Source organism: Burkholderia sp. Ac-20392, from assembly GCF_017104585.1.
Lineage (GTDB): Bacteria > Pseudomonadota > Gammaproteobacteria > Burkholderiales > Burkholderiaceae > Burkholderia > Burkholderia lata.
Genome location: NZ_JAAGPB010000341.1, coordinates 1 through 9,422 on the forward strand (window position 1 = coordinate 1; position 9,422 = coordinate 9,422).

Annotated in this window: 7 protein-coding genes and 1 pseudogene; 6 read left to right on the top strand and 2 right to left on the bottom strand. The window is 68.5% G+C overall.

Features of this window, described 5'->3' with window-relative positions; translation table 11 throughout:
- Nucleotides 1-555 (bottom strand): LysR family transcriptional regulator (locus G3N99_RS28105; RefSeq protein WP_206124018.1); only part of this gene is annotated, 555 nt, incomplete at its 3' end.
- A gap of 204 nt (nucleotides 556-759) precedes the next feature.
- Between G3N99_RS28105 and G3N99_RS28110 the strand changes: the two genes are divergently transcribed.
- Together G3N99_RS28110 and G3N99_RS28115 are read left to right on the top strand one after the other, a co-directional pair.
- Nucleotides 760-1,800 carry an alpha/beta fold hydrolase gene (locus G3N99_RS28110; RefSeq protein WP_206124019.1) on the top strand — a complete coding sequence of 347 codons (1,041 nt, stop codon included), beginning with the start codon at nucleotides 760-762 and terminating at the stop codon, nucleotides 1,798-1,800.
- A gap of 157 nt (nucleotides 1,801-1,957) precedes the next feature.
- A complete protein-coding gene (locus tag G3N99_RS28115; protein ID WP_206124020.1) occupies nucleotides 1,958-2,713 on the top strand; it encodes a 4'-phosphopantetheinyl transferase superfamily protein in 756 nt (251 codons plus the stop codon).
- A gap of 21 nt (nucleotides 2,714-2,734) precedes the next feature.
- Here the strand turns inward: G3N99_RS28115 and G3N99_RS28120 are convergent, their stop codons facing one another.
- Nucleotides 2,735-3,655, bottom strand: a complete 921-nt coding sequence (locus G3N99_RS28120) for a glutamate/aspartate ABC transporter substrate-binding protein (protein ID WP_206124021.1) — start codon at nucleotides 3,653-3,655, stop codon at nucleotides 2,735-2,737.
- A gap of 213 nt (nucleotides 3,656-3,868) precedes the next feature.
- Between G3N99_RS28120 and hutH the strand changes: the two genes are divergently transcribed.
- The 4 genes and pseudogenes from hutH to glgB all read left to right on the top strand — a co-directional run.
- Complete coding sequence (hutH, locus tag G3N99_RS28125) at nucleotides 3,869-5,392, top strand: histidine ammonia-lyase (RefSeq protein ID WP_174946158.1); 1,524 nt, start codon at nucleotides 3,869-3,871, stop codon at nucleotides 5,390-5,392.
- A gap of 4 nt (nucleotides 5,393-5,396) precedes the next feature.
- Nucleotides 5,397-6,092, top strand: a complete 696-nt coding sequence (gene hutC, locus G3N99_RS28130; protein WP_011352609.1) for a histidine utilization repressor — start codon at nucleotides 5,397-5,399, stop codon at nucleotides 6,090-6,092.
- A 39-nt stretch (nucleotides 6,093-6,131) separates the two neighbouring features.
- Nucleotides 6,132-7,820: a urocanate hydratase gene (gene hutU / locus G3N99_RS28135; RefSeq protein ID WP_206124022.1), complete on the top strand. Its 1,689-nt coding sequence runs from the start codon at nucleotides 6,132-6,134 to the stop codon at nucleotides 7,818-7,820.
- Between the two features lie 95 nt (nucleotides 7,821-7,915).
- Nucleotides 7,916-9,422 (top strand): annotated as a pseudogene (gene glgB / locus G3N99_RS28140) (1,4-alpha-glucan branching protein GlgB); the annotation flags it as partial.

Consider the following 9,422-nt stretch of genomic DNA (forward strand, 5'->3'; position numbering starts at 1 on the left):
TGCCGCGTTCGTGACGGGCCGTGAGGCGAGCGCCGGATGCGCGACCGGCACGACGATCTCGTCGAACAGGCGCAGCGCGCCGGCCGGCGCGCGGTCGCGCGGACAATAGCGGATGCCGAGGTCGATGCCTTCGGCGCGCAAATCGAGTACCTTGTCGTTCGCGGCGACGCGCAGGTCGATCTCCGGCAGGCGCGCCTGCAGCCGCCCGAGCCGCGGCAGCAGCCATAGCGCGGTGACGCCGATGCTCGCGGTGATCGTGACGGGCTGGCGCTCGCGCGCGGCGGCGAGCGACGCGACGGTGTCCTGCAGCCCGTGCAGTGCCGCATCCGCGACGCGAAACAGCCGCTCGCCTTCGGGCGTGAACGCGATCTTCCGGTAGCCGCGCTGCAGCAGCGCGACGCCGAGATGCGCTTCGAGCGCGTGCACCTGGCGGCTGACCGCCGATTGCGTGACGCACAGGTCCTGCGCGGCGAGCGTGATGCTCATGCGGCGGCCGACGGCGACGAAACCGCGGACGAGGTCGAGCGACGGGAGACGGACGAGCGGCGTTGACATGCGCGTGACTCATGCGAACGGAGCAGCAAGATTGGTTGAGAACTTGGGGCGCGTCAAGTTCAATGGAGGCTGGTGTGGGCGGTGGAGGATGGGGCTGGTGCAGGTGCTGGTGCGGTGACGCCTCGGCCGGCTGCGAAGCTTGGGCTTGAGCAGGCACTGAGGCGCCAACCCGGACGGACCGCGAAGCATGGGACCGGAGACACGATGACGATTTCGAACGAAGGCAACGGAATGACGCAGGGCACCCGCGCGGCAGACGCATTGCCGCCCGAACCCGTGACGCTGCGCGCGGCCGACGGTTACGCATTGCGCGGCCACGTATGGCGCCATCGCGGCGGCAGTGTCGCTCGCCCCGTGACGGTCATCAATTGCGCGACGTCGGTGCGTTGCGACTACTACTTTCGTTTCGCGGCCTGGCTGTTCGCCCAGGGGCGCGACGTGCTCGTCTACGACTATCGCGGCATCGGCGGGTCGCGCCCGGCGCAGCTCGCGAAGCTGCGCGCGAACTGGCTCGACTGGGGGCGGCTCGATTGCGAAGCCGCATTGCAATACGCACGCGACGCGTTTCCGGGCCAGCCGATCGATGTCGTCGCGCACAGTATCGGCGGGGTTGCGCTCGGGCTCGCCGCATCGAACGTCAACGTCCGGCATGCGGTGACGGTCGGCGCGCAGTATGCGTACTGGCGCGATTACATGCCGGCCGAGCGGCGGCGCATGTGGTGGAAGTGGCACGTCGCGATGCCGGTGCTCGCGGCCGTGTTCGGCTACGTGCCTGCGAAGCGGCTCGGCTGGATGGAGGACACGCCGCGCGGCGTCGCGTTGTCGTGGGTGCGCTCGCAGGCGCGCTTCGAGGCGGGCTATACGCGCGGCCTGCTCGCCGAACCCGCCGCGAGCCGCGCCGCGTTGCCCGCCCGCTTCGCGGGGTTGTCGGCGCCGATGCTCGCGATCGGGCTCGACGACGACGGGTTCGGCACGGTCGAGGCGATCGAGCGGCTGGTCGGTTACTACACGGGCAGCGATGTCACGCACCTGCGGATCGCGCCGGCCGACATCGGCGTCGACGCGATCGGCCATTTCGCGTTTTTCCACAGCCGCTTCACCGAAACACTGTGGCCGCTGGCGCTCTACTGGCTGCAACACGGCGTGCTGCCGGCCGATGCGCCGGGCAAAGTGCATGCGATTCACCCGGCATCGCGCGGGCGTGGGCCCGGCAGCGGCGTGGCGGGCGTTGTCGCGAACGGGTAACGGGGCAGTCGCGTCACGCGGGTGCCTGCCGCGAGGACAACGAGCGTCAGCGCGGCGCCCAGCGCCAGCAGCATTGACACCGGCAGGCCGCAACGGCTCGCCGCACCGCCTGATCGATTACCATCGGACGTTTCATTCCACAGGCCGCCGCACGTCGATGCTCGTCCCGACCGATTCCGCTTCCCCGTCCGAAATCCCCCGCGCCTGGCGCACGCAGCGGCTCGACACGCCGCCTGCCGCGTCCCGCGCCGGCGTGCAGATCGCGCGTGTCGATTTCGACTGGCGCGTGCCGCTTGCGTCGCCCGCGTATGCGGCACTCAGCGATGGCGAGCGCGCGCGGGCCGCACGCTTCATGCGGCATGAGGACGCGGTGCGCAGCGCCGCGACGCGTGCCGCGCTGCGCGACGTGCTCGGCGCGGCCCTCGGCATCGCACCGCAGGCGGTGGCGATCGTCGTCGACGCATCGGGGCGACCGTCGCTGGACGGCGCGCATCACACTTTGCTCGACTTCAACGTGTCGCATGCGGGCGACCATGCGCTGATTGCGTGGGCTCCCGCAGGGCGCGTCGGCGTCGATATCGAGTGCTGCAACCGCGCGGCCGACTGGCGCGCACTGACGCGCGAAGTCTGCGCGCCGGCCGAGGCCGCCTATCTCGACAGCCTGCCGCTTGCCGCACGCGCCGGCGAATTCATGCGCGTCTGGTGTGCGAAGGAGGCGCTGCTCAAGGCGCTCGGCACGGGTATCGTCGGCGGGCTGAGCGCGTTCGCGGTCATGCCGCCGCGCGATGTTGCGACTCCCGCGACGACGATCGTCGAGCCGGCCGCGCCCGCCGCCGGCGTTGCGGCGTTCGATGCGGCGTGGCTCGACGCGGCGCCCGGCTACGCGGCGTGCGTCGCGTGGACGCGTGCGTGAGCCGCGTTCAGTACGCGCCGCTCATTCGAGCGGCGCGTCGTTCGGCGCCGCATAGCGCGCCTTGATCACGTCGCTCATCGCGAAGTCGAACGACAGCCCCTTCGGCGGCACCGGCTTCGTGAACCACTTGTCGTACAGCGCGTCGATCTCGCCGCGCTTCATCAACTGCACGAGCACGCCGTCGACGAGCGCCTTGAACTGCGGATCGTCCTTGCGCAGCATGAACCCGTAGGCTTCCGACGATTGCGGCGTGCCGACGATCTGCCAGTCGGCCGGCTTCGCGGCGAGCTGGCGCACGCCCGCGAGCAGCACGTCGTCCATCATGTACGCGGCCGCGCGGCCCGATTCGAGCGTGAGGCGTCCCTCGCCGTAGTCCTTCGCGCTGATGATCTGCATGTTCATCTTCTTTTCTTCGTTCATCTTGCGCAGCAGGCGCTCGGACGTCGTGCCCTGGTTCGTCACGACCGTCTTGCCGGCGAGATCGGGGAAGTCGCGGATGCCGGAGCGCGTGCGTGTGAGCAGGCGGGTCGTCGCGACGAAGAAGGTGGTCGAGAACGCGACCTGCGCGTGACGCGCGGCGAGGTTCGTGGTGACGCCGCATTCGAGATCGACGGTGCCGTTCTGCACGAGCGGAATGCGGTTCTGCGACGTGACGGGGATGAAGCGCACCTGCAGGTCGGGCTTGCCGGTGCGCGCCTTCACGGCGGCGATCACGCGGTCGCACAGGTCCTGCGAGAAGCCGATGACCTTGCCGTTCGCGTCGGCGTAGGAGAACGGCACCGACGTTTCGCGGTGGCCGATCGAGATCAGGTTGCTCTGCCGGATCTTCTCGAGCGTGCCCGACAGCGGCTCCACGGCGAGCGCCGCGCCGCATGCGAGTGCACACGCGGCGAACAGCAGGGGCCGGCCGAGCCGGGTGGCGGGTCGTGACGGGAAGGGCATGGCGGTCTCCGTGGTGAATGATGATCCGTATGTTGCCAAAGAAAAAATAATTGCAACAACTGTTAAGCGCCGGATCACACGGGCCGATTTGACGGGGCGCGCCGGGCATCAGGGAAACTCCCAAGTCGAAATCGGTGAAATACGGGTTGTCTAGACAAGTTGGCGTGGCTACACTTCAATCCATTCCGAACTTGTCTAGACAGGATTGCTCACATGATTACGTTGACCCCCGGCCACCTGACCCTCCCGCAACTGCGCCAGATCGCACGCGAATCCGTGCAACTGACGCTCGATCCGGCCAGCTTCGCGAAGATCGACGCCGGCGCGAAGGCCGTCGCCGACATCGCCGCGAAGGGCGAGCCGGCCTACGGCATCAACACGGGCTTCGGCCGCCTGGCCAGCACGCACATCCCGCACGACCAGCTCGAACTGCTGCAGAAGAACCTCGTGCTGTCGCACGCGGTCGGCGTGGGCGAGCCGATGGCACGCTCGTCGGTGCGCCTGCTGATGGCGCTGAAGCTGTCGAGCCTCGGCCGCGGCCACTCGGGCATCCGTCGTGAAGTGATGGACGCGCTGATCAAGCTGTTCAACGCGGACGTGCTGCCGCTGATCCCGGTGAAGGGCTCGGTCGGCGCATCGGGCGACCTGGCACCGCTCGCGCACATGTCGGCCGTGCTGCTGGGCGTCGGCGAAGTGTTCATCCGCGGCGAGCGTGCAAGCGCACTCGACGGTCTGCGCGTCGCCGGCCTCGCGCCGCTGACGCTGCAGGCGAAGGAAGGCCTGGCGCTGCTGAACGGCACGCAGGCATCGACCGCGCTGGCGCTCGACAACATGTTCGCGATCGAAGACCTGTACCGCACCGCGCTCGTCGCGGGCGCGCTGTCGGTCGACGCGGCTGCCGGTTCGGTCAAGCCGTTCGACGCACGCATTCATGAACTGCGCGGCCACCAGGGCCAGATCGACGCAGCCGCGTCGTACCGCGACCTGCTCGAAGGTTCGCCGATCAACCAGTCGCACCGCGACTGCGACAAGGTGCAGGACCCGTACAGCCTGCGCTGCCAGCCGCAGGTGATGGGCGCGTGTCTGGACCAGATGCGCCATGCAGCCGACGTGCTGCTGGTCGAAGCGAACGCCGTGTCGGACAACCCGCTGATCTTCCCGGATACCGGCGAAGTGCTGTCGGGCGGCAACTTCCACGCCGAGCCCGTCGCGTTCGCAGCCGACAACCTCGCGCTCGCCGCCTCGGAAATCGGCGCACTGGCCGAACGCCGCATCGCACTGCTGATCGACGCGACGCTGTCGGGCCTGCCCCCGTTCCTCGTGCGGGACGGCGGCGTGAACTCGGGCTTCATGATCGCCCACGTGACGGCGGCCGCACTCGCATCGGAAAACAAGACGCTCGCGCACCCGGCGTCGGTCGACTCGCTGCCGACCTCGGCGAACCAGGAAGACCACGTGTCGATGGCGACGTTCGCCGCGCGCAAGCTCGCCGACATCGCGGACAACACGAAGCACATCCTCGCGATCGAACTGCTGGCCGCCGCGCAAGGCGTCGACCTGCGCGCGCCGTACCACACGAGCCCGAAGCTGGCGCCCGTGATGGAAACGATCCGCGGCAAGGTCGCGCACTACGAGCTCGACCACTACTTCGCACCGGACATCGCCGTGATCGCCAAGCTGGTCGGCGAGCGCGCGTTCGCGAAGGTCGCGCCGTTCTCGTTCGCGTCGGAACAGTAAGCCCATGAGCGCGCCGGTCTACCAGGAGATCAAGGATTTCATCCTGGGCCGCATCCACGCAGGCGAGTGGGAGGAGGGCGATCAGGTGCCGTCCGAGAACGAGCTGGCGCGCGAATTCAAGGTGGCGCGCATGACCGTCAACCGCGCGTTGCGCGAGTTGACGGCCGAGCAGGTGCTCACCCGCATGAAGGGGGCGGGCACCTACGTCGCGCGGCCGAAGTACGAATCGACGCTGGTGGCGATCCGCAGTATCTCGGAGGAAGTCGGTGCACGCGGGCATGCGTATCACGCCAGCGTCCTCGGCCTCGACACGATCCGCGCCGACGAGGCGCTCGCCGACGAGATGCAGGTGGCCGTGCGCACGAAGCTGTTTCATTCGCAGGTGCTGCACTTCGAGAATGACGAGCCCGTGCAGCTTGAAGAACGATGGGTGAATCCGGCGGTCGCGCCGGATTACGCCGAGCAGGATTTCACGAACACGACGCCGAACCTGTACCTGATGCGCGCGGCTCCGCTGCAGCGCGTCGAGTACCGGATCGAAGCGGCGGCCCCGGCGCCGGAGCGGCGCGAGCAGCTGCGGATGGACGACGTCGAGCCGTGTCTGGTTTTACATCGACGCACCTGGTCGCAGGGCGTCGTCGCCTCGGTGGCGAATCTGTGGCATCCCGGCAGCCGATACCGCTTCACCGGGCATTTCTGATTCCTATTTGATATTCATTTTCCTTCGGGAGCAGTCGTCATGAACCATCCGAAACACATCGATCCCCGTCTCGATCCGACCCGCACGATCCGTGCGCCGCGCGGCAGCGAGAAAGTCTGCAAGACCTGGCTGGCCGAAGCGGCCTACCGGATGATCCAGAACAACCTCGACCCGGAAGTCGCCGAGCATCCGCATGCGCTCGTCGTGTACGGCGGCATCGGCCGTGCGGCACGCAACTGGGAATGCTACGACCAGATCCTCGCGTCGCTGAAGGATCTCGAAGAGAACGAGACGCTGCTGATCCAGTCGGGCAAGCCGGTCGGTGTGTTCCGCACGCACAAGGATGCGCCGCGCGTGCTGCTCGCGAACTCGAACCTGGTGCCGCACTGGGCGAACTGGGATCACTTCCACGAGCTCGACCGCAAGGGCCTGATGATGTACGGCCAGATGACGGCCGGCAGCTGGATCTACATCGGCAGCCAGGGCATCGTTCAGGGTACTTATGAAACGTTCTTCTCGGTCGCGAACCAGCACTTCAACGGCGATCCGTCGGGCCGCTGGATCCTGACGGGCGGCCTGGGCGGCATGGGCGGCGCGCAGCCGCTGGCCGCGACGATGGCCGGCTTCTCGATGATCGCGGTCGAATGCGACGAGACCCGTATCGACTTCCGCCTGAAGACGCGCTACGTCGACAAGAAGGCAACGACGCTCGACGAAGCGCTCGGCATGATCGAGGAAGCGAAGCGCGACGGCAAGCCGGTGTCGATCGGCCTGCTCGGCAACGCGGCCGACGTGTTCGCGGAACTCGTCACGCGCGGCATCACGCCGGATTGCGTGACCGACCAGACGAGCGCGCACGACCCGATCAACGGCTACCTGCCGCAAGGCTGGACCGTCGCGCAATGGCGCGAGGCGCAGAAGGTCGATCCGCAGAGCATCGTGAAGGTTGCGAAGCAGTCGATGGCTGTCCAGGTGCGCGCAATGCTGGCGCTGCAGGAACGCGGCGCGGCGACGCTCGACTACGGCAACAACATCCGCCAGATGGCGCTGGAAATGGGCGTCGAGAACGCATTCGACTTCCCGGGCTTCGTGCCGGCCTACATCCGTCCGCTGTTCTGCGAAGGCAAGGGCCCGTTCCGCTGGATCGCGCTGTCGGGCGATCCGGAAGACATCTACAAGACCGACCAGAAGGTGAAGGAGCTGATCCCCGACGATCCGCACCTGCACAACTGGCTCGACATGGCGCGTGAGCGCATTGCGTTCCAGGGCCTGCCGGCACGGATCTGCTGGGTCGGCGTGAAGGATCGCTATCGCCTCGGCCAGGCGTTCAACGAGATGGTCAAGAACGGCGAACTGAAGGCCCCGATCGTGATCGGCCGCGACCACCTCGACACCGGCTCGGTCGCCAGCCCGAACCGCGAGACGGAATCGATGAAGGACGGTTCGGACGCCGTGAGCGACTGGCCGCTGCTGAACGCACTGCTGAACACCGCAGGCGGCGCATCGTGGGTGTCGCTGCACCATGGCGGCGGCGTCGGCATGGGCTTCTCGCAGCACTCGGGCGTCGTGATCGTCGCCGACGGTACCGCCGAAGCGCACGAGCGTCTCGGCCGCGTGCTGCTGAACGACCCGGCGACGGGCGTGATGCGCCATGCGGATGCCGGCTACGAACTCGCGCAGCAGACGGCCCGCGAAGCCGGCCTGAAGCTGCCGATGCTCGGCCGCTGAGCATGACGGCGCTCCACCAGGCGCCGGTGAACGCGACGATGATCCGCGCCGCGGATCTCGTCGCGTCGCCATGGAAGAACGGCGGCGGCGTGACGCGCGAAATCGCGGCATTCTCCCCCAAGGGGACTTCCTTCGGGGCGCCGCCGGGCGCCGCGCTCGACGCGTTCGCGTGGCACGACGAAGGCTGGATGCACGCGCGGCCGCACGTCGACCGCTACCGCGTGCCGTGGTCGATCTACGAGGTGCATGCGGAATCGTGGCAACGCGTGCCCGAGGAGATGAACCGCAGCGCGACCTGGGACGAACTCGCCGAGCGGCTGATTCCGTACGTGCAGGGAATGGGCTTCACGCACGTCGAGTTCATGCCGGTCGCCGAGTATCCGTTCGGCGGCTCGTGGGGCTACCAGCCGCTCGCGCAGTTCGCGCCGTCCGCGCGCTTCGGCCCCGTTGACGGCTTCGCCCGCTTCGTCGACCGCGCGCATGCGGCCGGCATCGGCGTGCTCGTCGACTGGGTGCCCGCGCATTTCCCCGACGATCCGCATGGGCTCGCGCAGTTCGACGGCACGGCGCTGTACGAGCACGCCGACCCGCGCGAAGGGCTGCATCCCGACTGGCACACCTGCGTGTTCAACGTCGGGCGCACGGAAGTCGGCGCGTTCCTCGCCGCATCGGCGCTCGCGTGGGCGCGCCGGTATCACGTCGACGGCATCCGCGTCGACGCGGTCGCGTCGATGCTGTACCGCGACTATTCGCGCGCGGAAGGCGAATGGGTGCCGAACGTGCACGGCGGGCGCGAGAACCTCGAATCGGTCGCGTTCCTGCGCATGCTGAACGACACGCTGCACGGTGCGGCCGCGCCGGCCGGCGTCGTCACCGTCGCGGAGGAATCGACCGCGTGGCCGGGCGTCACCGCGCCGACCGGCGACGGCGGGCTCGGCTTCGACTTCAAGTGGAACATGGGCTGGATGCACGACACGCTCGCGTACGTGCGCGAAGACCCGGTGCACCGCCGCTATCACCACGACCGGATGACGTTCGGGCTCGTGTACGCGTTCTCCGAGCGCTTCGTGCTGCCGCTGTCGCACGACGAGGTCGTGCACGGCAAGGGCTCGCTCGTCGCGAAGATGCCGGGCGACGCGTGGCAACGGCTCGCGACGCTGCGCGCGTACTTCGGCTTCATGTGGGCGCACCCCGGCAAGAAGCTGCTGTTCATGGGCAGCGAATTCGCGCAATGGGCCGAGTTCGCGCACGACGCGACGCCGCACTGGGACCTGCTCGATGCGCCCGCGCATCGCGGCGTGCAGCGGCTCGTGCGCGACCTGAACCGCACGTACGCGGCCGAGCCGGCGCTGCATGCGCTCGACTGCCATGCAGCCGGCTTCTCCTGGCTGATCGGCGACGACCGCGACAACAGCGTGTTCGCGTTCGCGCGCCGCGACGAGGCCGGGCATCTGGTGGTCGCCGTCTGCAACTTCACGCCGGTGCCGCGCGCCAGCTACCGCGTCGGCCTGCCCGCGCCCGGGCAGTGGCGCGAACTGATGAACACCGATGCCGCGCCGTACGGCGGCACCAACGCCGGCAACGACGGCGCCGTGTGGGCCG